The organism is Cellulosimicrobium cellulans (genome assembly GCF_006539945.1).
Classification (GTDB): Bacteria; Actinomycetota; Actinomycetes; order Actinomycetales; family Cellulomonadaceae; genus Cellulosimicrobium; species Cellulosimicrobium cellulans.
This window is the reverse complement of sequence record NZ_BJNZ01000002.1, coordinates 71,231-89,077: the sequence shown is the minus strand read 5'-3', so window position 1 is coordinate 89,077 and position 17,847 is coordinate 71,231. Positions and strand designations below refer to the sequence as shown.

16 protein-coding genes are annotated in these 17,847 nt (G+C 73.9%); all 16 read left to right on the top strand.

The window, feature by feature from the left end:
* Window positions 1-40 precede the first annotated feature (40 nt).
* The 16 genes from CCE02nite_RS01960 to CCE02nite_RS01885 all read left to right on the top strand — a co-directional run bounded on the left by CCE02nite_RS01960 (window position 41) and on the right by CCE02nite_RS01885 (window position 17,838).
* Complete coding sequence (locus tag CCE02nite_RS01960) at window positions 41-1,159, top strand: tRNA (adenine-N1)-methyltransferase (RefSeq protein ID WP_141387688.1); 1,119 nt, start codon at window positions 41-43, stop codon at window positions 1,157-1,159.
* A gap of 183 nt (window positions 1,160-1,342) precedes the next feature.
* Entirely contained in the window at window positions 1,343-3,001 is a 1,659-nt protein-coding gene (gene arc, locus CCE02nite_RS01955; RefSeq protein WP_141387686.1) for a proteasome ATPase, read from the top strand.
* A 171-nt stretch (window positions 3,002-3,172) separates the two neighbouring features.
* Complete coding sequence (gene dop / locus CCE02nite_RS01950; protein ID WP_141387980.1) at window positions 3,173-4,810, top strand: depupylase/deamidase Dop; 1,638 nt, start codon at window positions 3,173-3,175, stop codon at window positions 4,808-4,810.
* A gap of 152 nt (window positions 4,811-4,962) precedes the next feature.
* Complete coding sequence (locus tag CCE02nite_RS01945; protein ID WP_047232853.1) at window positions 4,963-5,163, top strand: ubiquitin-like protein Pup; 201 nt, start codon at window positions 4,963-4,965, stop codon at window positions 5,161-5,163.
* A 19-nt stretch (window positions 5,164-5,182) separates the two neighbouring features.
* Window positions 5,183-6,118 (top strand): proteasome subunit beta, encoded by a 936-nt coding sequence (prcB, locus tag CCE02nite_RS01940; RefSeq protein WP_141387684.1) that lies wholly within the window; start codon window positions 5,183-5,185, stop codon window positions 6,116-6,118.
* Window positions 6,115-6,891 (top strand): proteasome subunit alpha, encoded by a 777-nt coding sequence (gene prcA, locus CCE02nite_RS01935; protein ID WP_141387682.1) that lies wholly within the window; start codon window positions 6,115-6,117, stop codon window positions 6,889-6,891. The genes prcB and prcA overlap by 4 nt, the downstream gene beginning before the upstream one ends.
* 7 nt (window positions 6,892-6,898) lie before the next feature.
* Window positions 6,899-8,260 (top strand): Pup--protein ligase, encoded by a 1,362-nt coding sequence (pafA, locus tag CCE02nite_RS01930; protein WP_141387680.1) that lies wholly within the window; start codon window positions 6,899-6,901, stop codon window positions 8,258-8,260.
* Between the two features lie 13 nt (window positions 8,261-8,273).
* Window positions 8,274-9,308 carry an FKBP-type peptidyl-prolyl cis-trans isomerase gene (locus CCE02nite_RS01925; RefSeq protein ID WP_255318577.1) on the top strand — a complete coding sequence of 345 codons (1,035 nt, stop codon included), beginning with the start codon at window positions 8,274-8,276 and terminating at the stop codon, window positions 9,306-9,308.
* A complete protein-coding gene (hisF, locus tag CCE02nite_RS01920; protein WP_141387678.1) occupies window positions 9,305-10,075 on the top strand; it encodes an imidazole glycerol phosphate synthase subunit HisF in 771 nt (256 codons plus the stop codon). Before CCE02nite_RS01925 ends, hisF begins: the two co-directional genes overlap by 4 nt.
* 289 nt (window positions 10,076-10,364) lie before the next feature.
* Window positions 10,365-12,278 carry an ABC transporter ATP-binding protein gene (locus CCE02nite_RS01915; RefSeq protein WP_141387976.1) on the top strand — a complete coding sequence of 638 codons (1,914 nt, stop codon included), beginning with the start codon at window positions 10,365-10,367 and terminating at the stop codon, window positions 12,276-12,278.
* Window positions 12,275-14,155, top strand: coding sequence for an ABC transporter ATP-binding protein (locus tag CCE02nite_RS01910; protein ID WP_141387676.1), 1,881 nt, complete (start codon window positions 12,275-12,277; stop codon window positions 14,153-14,155). Before CCE02nite_RS01915 ends, CCE02nite_RS01910 begins: the two co-directional genes overlap by 4 nt.
* A gap of 95 nt (window positions 14,156-14,250) precedes the next feature.
* A complete protein-coding gene (gene hisI, locus CCE02nite_RS01905) occupies window positions 14,251-14,712 on the top strand; it encodes a phosphoribosyl-AMP cyclohydrolase (protein WP_141387674.1) in 462 nt (153 codons plus the stop codon).
* The gene (locus tag CCE02nite_RS01900; RefSeq protein ID WP_141387672.1) at window positions 14,709-16,286 is read left to right on the top strand and encodes an anthranilate synthase component I; all 1,578 of its coding nucleotides are present in this window, start codon (window positions 14,709-14,711) and stop codon (window positions 16,284-16,286) included. The genes hisI and CCE02nite_RS01900 overlap by 4 nt, the downstream gene beginning before the upstream one ends.
* The gene (locus CCE02nite_RS01895) at window positions 16,283-16,939 is read left to right on the top strand and encodes a Trp biosynthesis-associated membrane protein (protein WP_141387670.1); all 657 of its coding nucleotides are present in this window, start codon (window positions 16,283-16,285) and stop codon (window positions 16,937-16,939) included. The genes CCE02nite_RS01900 and CCE02nite_RS01895 overlap by 4 nt, the downstream gene beginning before the upstream one ends.
* A gap of 87 nt (window positions 16,940-17,026) precedes the next feature.
* Window positions 17,027-17,314 carry an HGxxPAAW family protein gene (locus CCE02nite_RS01890; RefSeq protein WP_255318576.1) on the top strand — a complete coding sequence of 96 codons (288 nt, stop codon included), beginning with the start codon at window positions 17,027-17,029 and terminating at the stop codon, window positions 17,312-17,314.
* Window positions 17,311-17,838 (top strand): DUF4190 domain-containing protein, encoded by a 528-nt coding sequence (locus tag CCE02nite_RS01885; protein WP_141387668.1) that lies wholly within the window; start codon window positions 17,311-17,313, stop codon window positions 17,836-17,838. Before CCE02nite_RS01890 ends, CCE02nite_RS01885 begins: the two co-directional genes overlap by 4 nt.
* Window positions 17,839-17,847 lie beyond the last annotated feature (9 nt).

The window sequence follows — 17,847 nt, the reverse complement described above, 5'->3', positions numbered from 1 at the left end:
GCCGCGGTGCGCCGCGAACCGGCCCGTAGGATGGTCGCCCGTGACCTCCGAGCCCGCCGCCACGCCCGGCCCCCAGACGACGCCCTCCGGACCGGACGGCGCTCCCGCGCCTGCGGGCACCACCACGGACCGACCGGGAGCGACGGGCGCGGACGAGCGCCGCGGCCCGCTGCGAGTGGGCGACAAGGTGCAGCTCACGGACCCCCGGGGACGCCTGCACACCATCACGCTCGCGCCGGGCGCGACGTTCCACACGCACAAGGGCTACCTGCGCCACGACGACCTCATCGGGCAGCCCGAGGGGAGCGTGATCCGCAACACGGCCGAGATCGAGTACCTCGCGCTGCGCCCGCTGCTCGCGGACTACGTGCTGTCGATGCCGCGCGGTGCGGCGGTCGTCTACCCCAAGGACGCAGGGCAGATCGTCGCGATGGCGGACATCTTCCCCGGCGCGCGCGTCGTCGAGGCAGGCGTCGGCTCGGGCGCCCTGACGATGTCGCTCCTGCGTGCTGTCGGCGACGCGGGCGAGCTGCACTCGATCGAGCGCCGTGACGACTTCGCGGCCATCGCGCGCGGCAACGTCGAGACCTTCTTCGGGGGCGCGCACCCCGCCTGGACGCTGTCCGTCGGCGACCTCGCCGACGTGCTGCCCACCGTCGTCGGGGACGGCACGGTCGACCGCGTCGTCCTCGACATGCTCGCGCCGTGGGAGAACCTCGACGTCGTGGCCCGCGCGCTCGTCCCCGGCGGCGTGCTCGTCTGCTACGTCGCCACGACGACGCAGCTCTCGCGCCTCGCGGAGGACCTGCGCGCCGACGGGCGCTACGCCGAGCCGGTCGCGTGGGAGTCCATGGTGCGGGGCTGGCACCTCGAGGGCCTGGCCGTGCGCCCGCAGCACCGCATGATCGGCCACACGGGCTTCCTGCTCACCGCGCGCCGTCTGGCCGACGGCGTCGCGCCGCCCGAGCGCAAGCGCCGCCCCGCCAAGGGCGCGTACCCGACCGACGCCGAGCAGTGGTCGCCCGAGGAGCTCGGCGAGCGTCCGGTCTCGGAGAAGAAGATCCGCCGCGTGCGACGCGACGTGGGCCAGGGCCCGGAGCAGGCCGCCGCCCCTGGCTCCTCCCAGGACGAGCACTCGTCCGACGTGTCGGAGGCATGACGGTCCGGTAACGATCGGGACCCGGTCGTCTCACGCTGGGTGTCGTCCGTGTGCTCGGGCGAGGATTGTGCCTAAGGTCTACACCCGACCGCCGGACGGTGGTCGGCACGGGTGCCCTCACGGGTCCTCCGTCCGCCGTCCAGCACGCGGTCGGGCGAGCCGCCGGCGAGAGGGGAACACCCGATGAGCGAGACATTCGGTCGTAGCGACGAGGCCCCGCAGAGCAGCGCGCGAGAGCTCGCGCTGCTGTCCGCGAAGAACGAGAGGCTCGCCGAGGCGCTGAGAGCTGCGCGGGACCAGATCCTCGACCTCAAGCGGCAGATCGACGACCTCGCCAAGCCTCCCGGCACGTACGCGGTGTTCCTCGCCGCGCACCCGGACGGGTCGGTCGACGTGTCCGCCGCCGGGCGCAAGATGCACGTCGGAGCCAGCCCGAGCCTGGACGTGGAGCGGCTGCGCCCCGGCCAGGAGGTCAAGCTCAACGAGGCGATGACCGTCGTCGCGGCCGGCGGGTACGAGCGCACGGGCGAGATCGTCACGGCCAAGGAGATCCTCGACGCCGACCGCGTGCTCGTCGTGGGCCGCGCCGACGAGGAGCGCGTCGTGCGCCTCGCGGGCTCCGTCGCGCACACGTCGCTGCGCGTCGGGGACTCGCTGACGATCGACACGCGCAGCGGGTTCGTGTTCGAGGTGATCCCCAAGTCCGAGGTCGAGGAGCTCGTCCTCGAGGAGGTCCCGGACATCGAGTACGAGGACATCGGTGGCCTCGGTCCGCAGATCGAGCAGATCCGCGACGCGGTCGAGCTGCCGTTCACGCACCCCGACCTCTTCCGCGAGCACGGGCTGCACCCGCCCAAGGGCGTCCTCCTGTACGGCCCGCCCGGGTGCGGCAAGACGCTCATCGCCAAGGCCGTCGCGAACTCGCTCGCGCACACCGTCGCGCGGGCGCGCGGCGAGCAGATTGAGGACGGGTCGGGCGCGGCGCGCAGCTACTTCCTCAACGTCAAGGGCCCCGAGCTGCTCAACAAGTACGTGGGCGAGACCGAGCGGCACATCCGCCTGATCTTCGCCCGCGCGCGGGAGAAGGCGTCCCAGGGCACCCCGGTCGTCGTGTTCTTCGACGAGATGGAGTCGCTGTTCCGCACGCGCGGCACCGGCCTGTCGTCCGACGTCGAGACGACGATCGTGCCCCAGCTCCTCGCCGAGATCGACGGCGTGGAGCGGCTCGACAACGTCATCGTCATCGGCGCGTCCAACCGTGAGGACATGATCGACCCCGCGATCCTGCGGCCCGGCCGCCTCGACGTGAAGATCAAGATCGAGCGGCCCGACGCCGAGGGCGCCAAGGAGATCTTCGCGAAGTACCTCACCGAGGACCTGCCCATCCACGCCGCCGACCTCGCCGAGCACGGCGGCAACCAGCGCGAGGCCCTCGACGCGATGATCCGGTCCGTGGTCGAGCGGATGTACTCCGAGGAGGACGAGAACCAGTTCCTCGAGGTCACCTACGCGAGCGGCGACAAGGAGGTCCTGTACTTCAAGGACTTCAACTCGGGCGCGATGATCCAGAACGTCGTCGACCGGGCCAAGAAGTCCGCGATCAAGGACTTCCTCGCCACCGGTCAGCGCGGTATCCGCGTCGACCACCTGCTCTCGGCGTGCGTCGACGAGTTCAAGGAGAACGAGGACCTGCCCAACACCACCAACCCGGACGACTGGGCGCGCATCAGCGGCAAGAAGGGCGAGCGCATCGTCTTCATCCGCACGATCGTCCAGAAGAAGGGCGAGGGCGGCTCCCCGCGCACCATCGACACCGTCACGAACACCGGTCAGTACCTGTAGGACCACCCGACCGACGCCTCGAGACCCCGTCCGGACGGCGACCCGCACGCGCGGGGCGCCGCACCGGCGGGGTCTCGCCGCTCCGCGGGAGGGCGTGTCGTCGTCGGTGGACACGGACCGCGCGGCGTCGGCGGACCGACATAGGGTGAGCGCGTGAGCGTTCGACGGGTCATGGGGATCGAGACCGAGTACGGCGTCCTGCAGCCGGGGAAGCCGATGGCGAACCCGATGCTGATGTCGAGCCAGGTCGTCACCACCTACCGGGCGCTCGCCGCGCGCAGCGACGGCGCCCGGGGCCGGGCGCGCTGGGACTACGACGACGAGGACCCGCTCCAGGACGCGCGAGGCTTCCACGTCCCGCGGGCGTCGGCCCACCCGTCGTTGCTCACCGACGACCCGACCCGGCCCGCGCCGTCGGGGCCGGTGGCGGAGCCTGCCGGGGGAGCGACGCCCGAGGGCTCGCTCCAGGAGGTCGCGCGCCCCACGACGGAGGAGTACGACGACCCGAGCGCGGCGAACGTGATCCTCACGAACGGTGCCCGGCTGTACGTCGACCACGCGCACCCGGAGTACTCGTCGCCCGAGGTCACGGTGCCGCACGACGTCGTGTGCTGGGACGTGGCGGGCGAGCGTGTGATGCTCGCGGCGTCGCGCGAGCTGGACCAGGTGCCGGGCGGGTCCGTCGTGCTCTACAAGAACAACGTCGACGGCAAGGGCGCGAGCTACGGCACGCACGAGAACTTCCTCGTGGACCGGGAGGTCCCCTTCGGGGTGCTCGTCGAGATGCTCACGCCGTTCCTCGTGACCCGGCAGGTGTTCGCCGGCTCCGGGCGAGTCGGCCTCGGCCCGACGGGCGAGGAGCACGGCTTCCAGATCTCGCAGCGCGCGGACTACGTGGAGGCCGAGGTCGGGCTGGAGACCACGCTGCGCCGCCCGATCGTCAACACGCGCGACGAGCCCCACGCCGACCGGCAGCGCTGGCGCCGGCTGCACCTCATCATCGGCGACGCGAACATGCTCGAGACCGCGACGTACCTCAAGACGGGCACGACGTCGCTCGTGCTGTTCGTCGTCGAGCACCTCGAGGAGCTGGGCCCGCAGGTGCGGGCGCGGCTCGCGGGCCTGCGGCTGGCGGACCCGGTCGCGGACGTGCAGCGGGTCAGCCGCGACCTGGACCTCACGCGTCGGCTCGCCCTCGCCGACGGGCGCGAGCTGACCGCGCTGGAGGTCCAGCACGAGTACCTCGCGGTCGCAGCGGAGGCGTCGGAGCGGCTCGCCGGCACGGACGGCGTCGACGCGCCCACGCGCGACGTGCTCGACCGGTGGGCCTCCGTGCTCGACCGCCTCGGGACGGATCGCGACGCGTGCGCGCGCGACGTCGAGTGGGTCGCGAAGCTGCGCCTCCTCGACCGCCTGCGCGAGCGCGACGGTCTCGAGTGGGGCCACCCGCGGCTGGCGGCGATGGACCTCCAGTGGTCCGACGTGCGCCCGGAGCGCGGCATCTACCACCGGCTCCTCGCGGCGGGCGCGGTCGACCGGGTCGTCACCGAGCGCGAGGTCGGGGCGGCCGTGCACCACGCCCCGGAGGACACGCGGGCGTTCTTCCGCGGCGAGGTCATGGCGCGCTACGGCGACCAGGTCTCGGCCGCGAGCTGGGACTCCGTGATCTTCGACGTGCCGGGCGCGCCGTCGCTCCAGCGGGTCCCGATGATGGACCCGCTGCGGGGGACGCGGGCGCACATCGGTGCGCTGCTCGACGCGAGCCCGGACGCGGCGGCGCTCCTGGCGGGTCTGGCAGGCCCGTCGTGAGTCGCGGCGACTAGGCTGGACGTACGACGGCGCCCCGCCCCTCGCGGAACGGGCGCCGCGTGCGAGCAGGGCCGGGAAGGGCGCGAGCCCGGACCGGGTCGGAACGGACAGAGCGTCGGCGCGGCATCGCGCCGACGGACGAGGAGGCAGCCATGGCGGGTACCGAACGCACCCACGCGTCCCACGAGGACCGGCGTCCCGACGACGAGCCCGAGGGCCCCGAGGTCCCGGTCGCGCCGCAGGCGCAGTCGCGCGACGCGGAGGTCGACGCGCTCCTCGAGGAGATCGACGAGGTGCTGGAGACGAACGCGGAGTCCTTCGTCCGGGGCTTCGTCCAGAAGGGCGGCGAGTAGGAAGGGTGACGGCAACCCGATGAGCACGGACCAGCCAGGGCGCCTGCCCGACGCGTTCACGACCCCCGGGTCGTCGTCGTTCCTGGACTTCCTGTCCGGGCACGCCCCGGACCTGCTGCCGTCGCGCCGCGTCGCCGGGCACCCGTCCGCGGGCGTCGCGCCCGACGCGCCGCACGCGACGACGATCGTGGCGCTGACGTTCGGCGCCGAGGGCGTCGCGGGCGGTGTCGTCATGGCGGGGGACCGCCGCGCGACGATGGGCTCGATGATCGCGAACCGCGAGATCGAGAAGGTCTTCCCGGCGGACGAGTTCTCGGCGGTCGGGATCGCGGGGACCGCGGGCATCGCGGTCGAGCTCGTGCGCCTGTTCCAGCTCGAGCTCGAGCACTACGAGAAGATCGAGGGCTCGCTGCTCTCGCTGGACGGCAAGGCGAACCGCCTGTCGACGATGATCCGGCAGAACCTCGGCCTCGCGATGCAGGGGCTCGCGGTGGTCCCGCTGTTCGCCGGGTTCGACCTCGACCGCGGCGGCGGGCGCATCTTCTCCTACGACGTGACCGGCGGCCGGTACGAGGAGCGCGCCTACCACTCGGTGGGTTCCGGGTCGGTGTTCGCGCGGAGCTCGCTGAAGAAGCTGTGGCGCACCGAGCTCGACCGGGACACGTCCGTACGCGTCGCGGTCGAGGCCTTGTACGACGCGGCGGACGACGACTCGGCCACCGGCGGCCCCGACCCGGTGCGTCGCATCTGGCCGGTCGTCGCGGTCGTGACGCAGGCCGGGTACGAGCGCGTCCCCGACGACGATCTCGCGGCCGTCGTCGAGCAGATCGTGGCCGAGCGGTCCGGCTCGGGCGTGCCGCGTCGTCGGCCCGCGGTGACGAACGCCGAGGCCGTCCCGCACGACCAGCCGCACGACCTGTCGCAGGGCCCCGCGTCGGGAGGTGACGCCGAGTGAACATGCCCTTCTACGTCTCGCCCGAGCAGCTCATGAAGGACCGGGCGGACTTCGCGCGCAAGGGCATCGCGCGCGGCCGGTCCGTCGTCGTCCTCGCGTACGAGGACGGGATCGCGTTCGCCACGGAGAACCCGTCGCGCGCGCTGCACAAGATCTCGGAGATCTACGACCGCATCGCGTTCGCCGCGGTCGGCAAGTACAACGAGTTCGAGAACCTGCGGGTCGCGGGGGTGCGCTACGCGGACCTGCGCGGGTACTCCTACGACCGTACCGACGTCAACGCGCGCGGGCTCGCGAACGCGTACGCCCAGACGCTCGGCACGGTGTTCACCACGGAGTCCAAGCCGCTCGAGGTCGAGCTCGTCGTCGCGGAGGTCGGGCGCACCTCGGCGCAGGACCAGCTCTACCGGATCTCCTACGACGGCTCCGTCGCCGACGAGCAGGGCGTCGTCGTCATGGGTGGGCAGGCCGACCAGCTCGGCCGCGTGCTCCGGGACGCGTGGCAGCCCGGCCTCGGCCTGGCCGAGGTGCTGCGGCTCGCCGTGCGCGCGCTCGGTGCGGGCGGCGACGGGGAGGAGGTGCGGACCATCCCGGCCGCGCAGCTCGAGGTCGCCGTCCTGGACCGTACGCGCCCACGGCGCGCGTTCCGCCGCATCTCGGGGAGCGCGCTCGAGGAGCTCCTCGCGGACGGCGACGGCCCGGCGGCCGCCGACGCCGCCTCCGACGACGCGGCCGACGCGACGGGCGCCGGCCCCGCGACGGACGAGGGGTAGGAGCGCGATGGACCGCAGGATCTTCGGGCTGGAGACCGAGTACGGCGTGACGTGCGCGTCCGACGACGGCCGGGGGCTGTCTGCGGACGAGGTGGCGCGCTACCTGTTTCGCAAGGTGGTCGCGTGGGGGCGCTCGTCCAACGTGTTCCTGCGCAACGGGTCGCGCCTGTACCTCGATGTCGGCTCGCACCCGGAGTACGCGACGGCCGAGTGCGACGACGTGCACCAGCTCGTCGCGTACGACCGCGGCGGGGAGCGGATCCTGGAGGGCCTCGTCGCCGACGCGCAGCAGCGCCTCGAGCACGAGGGCCTGCCCGGGCGCATCCACCTCTTCAAGAACAACACCGACTCGGCGGGCAACTCGTACGGGTGCCACGAGAACTACCTCGTGCGGCGCCAGGGCGACTTCTCGCGCCTGTCCGACGTGCTCGTCCCGTTCCTCATCACCCGCCAGGTGCTCACGGGTGCGGGCAAGGTCCTCGCGACGCCGCGCGGCGCGGTGTACTGCCTGTCGCAGCGCGCCGACCACATCTGGGAGGCGGTCTCCAGCGCGACGACGCGGTCCCGCCCGATCATCAACACGCGCGACGAGCCGCACGCCGACGCCGAGAGCTACCGGCGCCTGCACGTCATCGTCGGTGACTCGTCCATGGCGGAGACGACGACGATGCTCAAGGTCGGCTCGACCGACCTCATCCTGCGCATGGTCGAGGCGGGCGTGCCCATGCGCGACCTGGCGCTCGAGAACCCGATCCGGTCGATCCGCGAGATCAGCCACGACATGACCGGCAAGCAGCCCGTCCAGCTCGCGAGCGGTCGCACGGTCACCGCGATCGACCTCCAGGGCGAGTACCTCCAGCGCGTCAAGGAGTTCGTCGAGCAGGACGTCTCGCCGACGCCGGTCGTCAAGCAGGTCCTCGACCTGTGGGAGCGAGGGCTGCGTGCGCTCGAGACGGGCGACCTCTCGCTCGTCGACCGCGAGCTCGACTGGGTCATCAAGTACCGGCTGATCCAGCGCTACCAGGCCAAGCACGGGCTCGAGCTCGACGACCCCCGGATCGCGCGCCTCGACCTCGCGTACCACGACATCTCGCGCACCGAGGGGTTGTACAACCTTCTCGCCGCGCGCGGGATGGTCGAGCGCGTCACGACGGACCTCGAGGTGTTCGAGTCGACGGCGGTCCCGCCGCAGACGACGCGCGCCAAGCTGCGCGGCGACTTCGTGCGCGCCGCGCAGGAGGCGCGCCGGGACTACACGGTCGACTGGGTGCATCTGAAGCTCAACGACCAGGCGCAGCGCACGGTCCTGTGCAAGGACCCGTTCCGGAACGTCGACGAGCGCGTGGAACGCCTCATCGAGTCGATGTGACGCGGGACGTGATGTGACGAACCTGGCCCTCGCGGCCGGGCGCCCCGTGCGGGGTGCTCGGCCCGTCCGTGGTCGTGCGCCCGCGGTCCGGGCGGCGCTCGCGCTGCTCGTGGCGCTCGTCGCGACCCTCGTGCTCGCCGCGTGCACGGAGCCGGAGGACGCGACGCCGACGCCGCTGAACACCGACCTCACGGTGATCGGATCGTCGGGAGCGCCGCCCGAGCTCCAGTACCGTGCCCCGCTCGACGTCCCCGAGGCGACCTCGGAGGTCGTGTGGCCGGGCGCCGGGGCCGAGCTCGTCGACGGCGGTCCGCTCCTGCTCAACCTCTACGCGCAGGACGTGAGCGACGGGACGGTCCTCCAGAACACGTACACCGACGCGCCGCGCTGGCGCGCGCTCACCGACGAGTCGATCGGGCGCGACCTGCGCGACCTCCTGCGCGGCCAGCGGGTGGGAGCCCGCCTCCTGCGGCTCGAGGAGGACGACGGCGTCCCCGTCGCGCTGGTCGTGGACGTGCTCCCGACCCGTGCGTCGGGCGAGGCGGTCGATCCCGTCGAGGGCCTGCCGACCGTGACGCTCGCCGAGGACGGTGCGCCGAGCCCCACGATCCCGCCCGAGACGGCCGCGCCCGCGGGGCTCGTCGTCCAGCCGCTGGTCCGCGGTGACGGACGCCAGGTCGAGGTCGGCCAGGTGGTCACGGTCCGGTACACGGGAGTGCGCTGGTCCGACGGCGAGGTCTTCGACTCGACGTGGACGGACGGCACCGCGCCGCTGTCCATCATGATCGGGATCGGCGAGGTCATCGAGGGATGGGAGCAGGGCCTGCTGGAGCAGTCCGTGGGGAGCCAGGTGCTGCTCGTCGTCCCGCCCGACCTCGCCTACGGCGAGACGGCCAACCCGCTCGCGGGCGAGACGCTCGTCTACGTCGTGGACATCCTCGACGCCCAGTTCCCGGTGACCGCGGAGGAGGCCGCCGAGCGCGGCGCCGACGGCACCGGCACCGACACGACCGGCGACGCGCCGGCCGACCAAGGAGAGTCCTCATGACCGTCGCGATCCGCGTGATCCCGTGCCTCGACGTCGACGCGGGACGCGTCGTCAAGGGCGTGAACTTCGAGAACCTGCGCGACGCGGGCGACCCCGTCGAGCTCGCCTCCCGGTACGACGCCGAGGGCGCGGACGAGCTGACGTTCCTCGACGTCTCGGCGTCCTCGGGCGACCGGGAGACGACGTACGACGTCGTGCGGCGCACCGCGGAGCAGGTCTTCGTCCCGCTCACCGTCGGCGGCGGCGTGCGCTCGGCGGAGGACGTGGACCGCCTCCTGCGCGCCGGCGCGGACAAGGTGGGGGTGAACACGGCGGCGATCGCCCGCCCCGAGCTCATCGCCGAGATCGCCGACCGCTTCGGGAGCCAGGTGCTCGTCCTGTCCGTCGACGCGCGGCGCACGACGGGCGACGTGCGCACGGAGTCCGGGTACGAGGTCACGACCCACGGCGGGCGCCGGGGGACGGGCATCGACGCCGTGGAGTGGGCCGCGCGCGCCGCGGGGCTCGGGGCCGGCGAGATCCTCCTCAACTCCATGGACGCCGACGGCACGACCGCGGGCTTCGACCTCGAGATGCTCGCCGCGGTGCGCTCCGAGGTCCGGGTCCCGCTCGTCGCGAGCGGGGGCGCCGGGACGCCCGAGCACTTCGTGGCCGCGGCGCGCGCCGGGGCCGACGCCGTGCTCGCCGCGAGCGTCTTCCACTTCGGCGCCCTGACGGTCGCCCAGGTCAAGGACGCGATGCGCGCGCAGGGCGTCGAGGTGCGCTGAGCGGACCGCGCGCGGGCGTGCGGGGCCCGGCCCGGTCGCGCCGGGAATACCGTCGGGCCCCGTCAGGGCTGCATGAGAAGATCGTGCAACTCCCTGAACGAAAGACGAGGACCGTCCCGTGCCCGGCAGCAGGACGCGCCCCACCGGCGCCGACGCCCAGCCCGCCCCGACCGACCTGCCGGCCCCGACGGACCGGCCCGACCTGCCCCAGGACCAGCTCCCCGACGAGCCGAGCGTCCGGCGGCCGCACGCCCTGACCGGGTCGCGCGTGCGCCGGTCGCTCGCCCTCATGGGCCGCGGCATCCGTGACGAGCCGCGCACGTACGCGCTGGCCATCGGGTCCTCCGCGCTCTTCGGGGCGCTCACCGTCGCCGTGAGCAGCGCGATCGGCACCGCGACGGACGAGGTCGTCGTCCCCGCGCTCGCCGGCGACGAGGCAGCGCGCGGCCGCATCTGGGTCGCGGGCCTCGTCCTCGCGGGGATCGCCGTCTCGCTCGCGGCGAGCGTGGCCGCTCGCCGCATCTTCGCGGGCAACGGCTACGCTGCGCTCCAGGCCCGGCACCGCACGGCGGTGACGCGTCAGTACCTGCGCCTGCCCATGTCGTGGCACCGCTCGCACCCCGCGGGGCAGCTCCTCTCCAACGCGAACTCCGACGTCGAGGCGGCGACGGGCGTGTTCAACCCGCTCCCGTTCGCGCTCGGTGTCGTCGTCATGATCGGCGTCGCCGCGGTGATGCTCTTCCGCGTGGACGTCTGGCTCGCGTGCGCCGCGCTCGTCGTCATCCCGGTCGCGATCGCGGTGAACGTCGTGTTCCAGCGCTACATGTCGCCCGCGATCACGCGCGCGCAGCAGCTCCGGGCCGAGGTCTCGGACGTCGCGCACGAGAGCTTCGAGGCCGCGCTGCTCGTCACGTCGCTCGGGACGGCGGACCGCGAGGAGCGGCGCTTCGCCGAGCGCACCGACGAGCTGCGCGCCGCGAACGTGCGCGTCGGTGTCGTCCGGGCGTTCTTCGACCCGGTCATCGAGCTCCTGCCGTCGCTCGGCACGCTCCTCGTGCTGGCCGTCGGGACCGTCCGGCTCACCTCGGGCGGCGTCGCGGCGGGCGACATCGTCACGGCCGCCTACCTCCTCACGGTCATGGCCGTGCCCGTCCGGGCGTTCGGGTGGGTGCTCGGCGAGCTCCCGCGCGCTCTCGTCGGGTACGAGCGCATCAGCCGCGTCGTCGACGCCGGCGGGTTGCTGCGCCCCGGGACCGGCGGCCTCCCCGGCGGGGGCTCCGGTCTGGGCGTTCACCTCGAGGGCGTCGGCGTGGACGTCCGCGCGGGCGGGCGCGTGATCACCCTGCTCGACGAGATCGACCTCCGGGTCGATCCCGGGACCACGGTCGCGGTCGTCGGCCCCACGGGCGCGGGCAAGACGACGCTCGTGTCGCTGCTCGCCCGGCTCTCCGACCCCACGCGCGGACGCGTCGTGCTCGACGGCACCGACGTGCGCGAGGTGCGCGAGACCGACCTGACGTCCCAGGTCGCGCTCGTGGCCCAGCAGGCGTTCGTCTTCGAGGACTCCGTGCGGGCGAACGTCACGCTCGTCGACGACGGCGACCCGGGCCCGGCCGACGACCAGGTCTGGGAGGCGCTGCGCCTGGCGCGGGTCGACGACGTCGTCGCGCGCCTGCCGGAGGGTCTGGACGCGCCGCTGGGGGAGCGCGGGGCGAACCTGTCCGGTGGCCAGCGCCAGCGGCTCGCCATCGCGCGCGCCCTCGTGCGCCGCCCGCGACTGCTCGTCCTCGACGACGCGACGTCCGCGGTCGACCCGCGCGTCGAGCAGCAGATCCTCGCGGGTCTCGCCCGCGAGGGGGCGGACCGCCCGACCGTCGTCATGGTGGCCTACCGCATGTCGAGCGTCGCGCTCGCTGACGTCGTCGTGCACGTGGAGTCCGGCCGTGTGGTCGACGTCGGGACGCACGACGAGCTGCTCGCGCGCGACGCCGGGTACCGCGAGCTCGCGACCGCCTACGCGCGCGAGGCCGAGCGGCGCGAGCAGGAACGCGCGGACGCCACGGACGACACCGCGCGGGAGGCGGCCGAGGACGGCCGGGACGGGTACGACGGGGACCGTCGGGAGGACGACCTCGAGCGGCAGGAAGAGATCGAGGAGGACGACGTCGTGCGGCACGTCGAGACGGGGGCACTGGAGGAATGAGCCGGACCACCACGCAGAGCGAGCGCACCGACGCGGTGCGCGCGGCGCCCGCTCCCGGCGCGCCCGGCCGTGCCGCCGACGCCCGTATCGCCTCCGCGAGCTCGCTGGGCGTCCTCGCCACCCTGCGCCGAGGCGTCCAGGTCTCGCCGCAGATCCTCGACGGGATCTGGATCACGCTCGGGCTCGCGGTCGCGGCCGCGCTGGGCCGCGTCGTCGTCCCGGTGACCGTCCAGCAGACCGTCGACACCGGCGTGCTCGCCGACGGCGGGCCGGACACGACCCGCGTGGCCGTGCTCGTCGGCGCGGCCGCGGTCGTCATCGTCCTCGCGGGCCTCTGCTCGGCCTTCGTCAACGTCCGGCTGTTCCGCTCGACCGAGGCGGGCCTCGCCGGCCTGCGCGTGCGGGCGTTCCGGCACGTGCACGACCTGTCCGTGCTCACGCAGAACACCGAGCGGCGCGGGTCGCTCGTCTCGCGCGTGACGAGCGACGTCGACACCATCTCGCTCTTCGTCCAGTGGGGCGGCATCATGCTGCTCGTCTCGGTGCTGCAGATCGGCGTCGCGACGGTCCTCATGGCCGTCTACTCGTGGCAGCTCACGCTCGTGGTCTGGGCGTGCTTCGTCCCGCTGTTCCTCGTCCTGCGCCCCGCGCAGGCGCGCGTCAACGACGCGTACACGCAGGTCCGGGCGCGCGTCGGCGGGATGCTCGGCGCGATCTCCGAGTCGATCGTCGGCGCCGAGACGATCCGCGCGTACGGCGCGGGCGCCCGCACCGCGCGGCGCATCGACGCCGCGGTCGACGCGACCCGGCGCGCCATGGTCCGGGCGCAGAAGCTCGTCGCCGTCGTCTTCTCGAGCGGCGTGCTCGTCGCGAACCTCGTGCTCGCCGTCGTCGTGGTCGTCGGGTCGTACCTCGGGGTGGCCGGCGACATCTCGGTCGGCCAGCTCCTCGCGTTCCTCTTCCTCGTCCAGCTCTTCACGGGCCCCGTCCAGATGGCGACCGAGATCCTCAACGAGCTCCAGAACGCCGTCGCCGGGTGGCGACGGGTCCTCGCGGTCCTGGAGACGCCCGTCGAGGTGGTCGACAAGGGCGACGCGGGGGCGCGCAGCCCGCGCGGCCCCGCCCACGTGCGGCTCGAGGGCGTCCGGTTCGCCTACCCCGACGGCCCGGAGGTGCTGCACGACGTCGACCTCGACCTCCCGGCGCGGGCGTCCGTCGCCGTCGTGGGCGCGACCGGTTCCGGGAAGACGACGATCGCCAAGCTCGTCGCCCGGCTCATGGACCCGACCGCGGGGCGCGTGCTGCTCGACGGCACCGACCTGCGCGACCTCGCCGTGGCGTCCCTGCGCGAGCGCGTCGTGCTCGTGCCGCAGGAGGGTTTCCTCTTCGACGGCACGCTCGCGGACAACGTGGCGTACGGGCTGCGCGGCGACGCCGAGCAGGAACCCGACGCCGCACGCCGCGCCCGGATCGAGGCCGCCGTCGAACGGCTCGGGCTCACCGACTGGGTCGCGGACCTGCCCGACGGGCTCGACTCGCCGGTCGGGCAGCGCGGCGAGTCGCTCTCCGCCGGGGAGCGGCAGCTCGTCGCCCTGGTGCGGGCCTACCTCGCCGAGGCCGACCTGCTCGTCCTCGACGAGGCGACGTCCGCCGTCGACCCCGCGACCGAGGTCCGCATCGCCCGGGCGCTCGCGTCCCTCACCGCGGGCCGCTCCACCCTGACCATCGCCCACCGGCTCTCCACCGCCGAGGCGGCCGACCTCGTGGTCGTGGTGGACGCGGGCCACGTCGTCGAGGTGGGCCACCACGACGACCTCGCGCGCGCCGGCGGCGTCTACGCCCGCATGCACGACGCCTGGGTCTCCCAGACCCGCTGAGCCGCGGGCCGAGCTGGTGCGGCGACTCGCGACGGGCGTGGGACGGGGGCGAGACGGGGGATCGAGGTCGCCCCGGCGTCTGGCAGGATTCTCGGGTGCCCGACTCCACGACCGGACCCACGACCGACACCGCGAACCGCACCGCGCTCGACCCCGGGATCGCCGCGCGGCTCAAGCGCGACGACGCGGGCCTGGTCGCCGCGATCGTCCAGCAGCACGACACGGGTGACGTGCTCATGCTCGGCTGGATGGACGACGAGGCGCTCCACCGGACGCTGACGAGCGGGCGCGTGACGTTCTGGAGCCGGTCCCGCCAGGAGTACTGGCGCAAGGGCGACACCTCGGGCCACGTGCAGGTCGTGCGCTCGGTGGCCCTCGACTGCGACGGGGACGCGCTGCTCGTGCGCGTCCACCAGGTGGGGGCCGCGTGCCACACCGGAACCCGGACGTGCTTCGAGGCCGGGGGAGACCTGGGCGCCGTCGTGGGCGACCTGCCCGCGGGCACCGCCGACCGCTCGGCCACGCCCGACCCCGACCCTGAGGAGGAGAACCAGTGAGCGCGACCGTCTACCCGGCCGAGACCACCACCGTCCCCGCGGGCGGTCCCGCGTGGGGCGCGACGTGGCCCGTGCTCGACGGGTTCCGCGCGCTGGCCACGTCCCGACGGGTGGTCCCGGTGGTGCGGCGCCTGCTGGCCGACGACGTCACACCCGTCGGGTTGTACCGCACCCTCGCGCAGGGACGGCCGGGCACGTTCGTCCTGGAGTCGGCCGAGTCGGACGGGCGCTGGGCCCGGTACTCGTTCGTCGGCGTCGCGTCCCGCGCGACGCTCACGGCGCACGACGGCCGGGCGGTCTGGTCCGGTGACGTCCCCGCCGGGGTCCCCCTCGAGGGGGACGTCGTGGACGTGCTCGAGGCGACGCTCGACGTGCTGCGGACGCCCGCGGTCGAGGGCCTGCCGCCGCTCACGGGCGGCCTCGCGGGCGCGATCGGCTGGGACGTCATCCGGCACTGGGAGCCGACCCTGCCGTCGGACGCGCCCGACGAGCTGGGCGTGCCCGAGCTCACGCTGTGCCTCGCGACGGACCTCGCGGTCGTCGACCACGCGGAGGGCAGCGTGTGGCTCGTCGCCAACGCGATCAACTTCGACGACACGGACGAGCGCGTCGACGAGGCCTACGCCGACGCCGTCGCGCGCCTGGACGCGATGCAGGCGCGTCTGGTGGCCGGCGGCGCGCACGTCGCGTCGGTCGTCGCGCCGGACGTCACCGAGCCGGCGCTCGAGTTCCGCTCGACGCGCGACGAGTTCGAGGCGTCGGTCGTCGCGGGCAAGGACGCGATCCGCGAGGGCGAGGTGTTCCAGGTGGTGCTGTCCCAGCGCCTGGACCTCGACTGCCCGGCGGACCCGCTCGACGTCTACCGCGCGCTGCGGACGATCAACCCGAGCCCGTACATGTACTACTTCCAGCTCACGGACGCGGACGGGCGGGACTTCGCGGTCGTCGGGTCGAGCCCGGAGACGCTCGTGAAGGTCGAGGACGGCCGGGTCACGACGTTCCCGATCGCCGGCTCGCGGCCGCGTGGCGCGACGCCGGAGGAGGACGTGGCGCTCGGGGAGGAGCTCCTGCAGGACCCGAAGGAGCTCGCCGAGCACATCATGCTCGTGGACCTGTCGCGCAACGACCTCGTCAAGGTGTGCGAGCCGACGTCGGTCGAGGTCGTGGAGTTCATGGCGACCAAGCGGTTCAGCCACATCATGCACCTGTGCTCGACGGTCGTCGGGACGCTGCGCGACGGCGCCACCGCGCTCGACGCGTTCCGGGCGACGTTCCCGGCCGGCACGCTCTCGGGCGCGCCCAAGCCTCGCGCGATCGCCCTCATCGACGAGCTCGAGCCCGCGTCGCGCGGGATCTACGGTGGGACGGCGGGGTACTTCGACTTCGACGGGAACATGGACATGGCCATCGCGATCCGGACGGCACTGATCCGCGACGGTCGGGCGAGCGTCCAGGCCGGCGGCGGCATCGTCGCCGACTCGGTGCCGGCGCTGGAGTACGCGGAGTCGCGCAACAAGGCGGCCGCCGCGGTGCGGGCCGTCCAGGTCGCCGCGCGGCTGCGGGGGCTGGCGTGAGCCGGCCGGCCGGGCCGAGCCGGCGCACCGCGATCTGGGTCCTGCTCCTGCTCGGGGGCGCGACCCTCGCGGCGGCCGTGCCGACCTGGCTGAGCACGACCGGCGCGACGGCGCTCGACCCGGAGGTCGAGGTGACCGTCGCCGGGACGTCGGCCGCGCCCGGGGTGAGCGCGTCCGCGCTCGTGCTCGTCGCCGCCGCGCTCGCCCTCGGGCTGGTCGGCCGGGTCGGCCGGTGGGTCGTGCTCGCCGTCGCCGCGGCGAGCGGCGTCGTCGCGACCGTCTCCGCGCTCGGCGTCGCGCTCGACCCGGAGCCGAGCGCGCGCTCGGCCGTCGCGGACGCGACGGGGGTCACGGAGGTCACGGCCCCGGTCGACCTGACCGTCGCGCCCTGGCTCGCCGCGGCGCTCGGCGTCCTCACGGTGCTCGCGGTGGTGTGGGTCGCCGTCGGCTCGCGGTCGTGGGTCGGCGCGTCGACGCGGCACGAGCGCGCGACCGGTGCGACGCCGCCCACCGCCTCGGCGGCCGCGGCGACGACGGCGCCCGAAGGGCGGCCGGACCCGTCCGGCACCACGGAGCCGGCCTCGCCCGACGACCTCACCGACCACGACGCATGGGACGCGCTGTCCCGCGGCGAGGACCCCACGGACCGCTGAGCAGCGCGGACGCCCGCCCCTGCCGACGCGACCGACGACCGTGCGGGGGACGGGCACCGGCACGGTCCGATAGGCTCTGACCACATCTTGACGAAAGGCACGACCCTCATGGCCGAGAACCAGCAGACCACCGAGATCGCCTACCTGCCGCCCGCGGCTCCGCCCACGAACCACGGGCACACCGTCGCCGCCTGGTTCACCATGATCGGCATCATGGTCGGCTCGCTCGTGGCCGCGATCGGTGTCCTCCTCCCGGGCATGGCCCAGGTGTCCGGCGTCTGGCTCTTCTGGGTCGGCATGGGCCTCGTGGCGGTGGCACTCGTCGGTGGCCTCGTGCTGCGCAACATGGGCTACGGCCAGAAGCAGGCACGGTGACGCAGCCGCCGGGACCCGGCCCGTATGACCCCGCAGGCCCGCAGGACGGGTCGCAGGCGCCGTACGGCTCGTCGGCGCCCGGCGGCCCGCAGCCCCCGGCGGGCGACCCCGCAGGGGCGCCCTACGCGGCGCAGCCGCAGCACCCCGCCGCGCCGTACCCCGGCCAGCAATATCCCGGCCAGCAGTACCCGGGCCAGCCGTACCCCGGCCAGCAGTACCCGGCGGGCGCCTACGGGGCGCCGCCGTACTACCCCAAGAACAGCCTCGCCATCTGGTCGCTCGTGCTGGGGATCGCCGCGTTCGTCCTGAGCTGCGGCTTCTTCACGGGCATCCCGGCGGTGATCGTCGGCAACGCCGCGAAGCGCGCGGTCGCCGAGGGGCAGGCGGACAACGACGGCATGGCGACGGCGGGGATCATCCTCGGCTGGGTCGCCATCGGCCTGTCGGTCGTCGGTGTGCTCTTCCTTCTCCTCTTCTTCCCGGCCTTCTTCGCCTGGGTCGGCACGATCCCGGACCAGTACTGACGGGTGAGC

What these genes read in the sequence shown, in the direction of transcription:
- arc (WP_141387686.1), top strand. Translation starts at nt 1,343, where the DNA reads ATGAGCGAGACATTCGGTCGTAGCGACGAGGCCCCGCAGAGCAGCGCG.
- dop (WP_141387980.1), top strand. Translation starts at nt 3,173, where the DNA reads ATGGGGATCGAGACCGAGTACGGCGTCCTGCAGCCGGGGAAGCCGATG.
- CCE02nite_RS01945 (WP_047232853.1), top strand. Translation starts at nt 4,963, where the DNA reads ATGGCGGGTACCGAACGCACCCACGCGTCCCACGAGGACCGGCGTCCC.
- prcB (WP_141387684.1), top strand. Translation starts at nt 5,183, where the DNA reads ATGAGCACGGACCAGCCAGGGCGCCTGCCCGACGCGTTCACGACCCCC.
- pafA (WP_141387680.1), top strand. Translation starts at nt 6,899, where the DNA reads ATGGACCGCAGGATCTTCGGGCTGGAGACCGAGTACGGCGTGACGTGC.
- hisF (WP_141387678.1), top strand. Translation starts at nt 9,305, where the DNA reads ATGACCGTCGCGATCCGCGTGATCCCGTGCCTCGACGTCGACGCGGGA.
- CCE02nite_RS01915 (WP_141387976.1), top strand. Translation starts at nt 10,365, where the DNA reads ATGGGCCGCGGCATCCGTGACGAGCCGCGCACGTACGCGCTGGCCATC.
- CCE02nite_RS01910 (WP_141387676.1), top strand. Translation starts at nt 12,275, where the DNA reads ATGAGCCGGACCACCACGCAGAGCGAGCGCACCGACGCGGTGCGCGCG.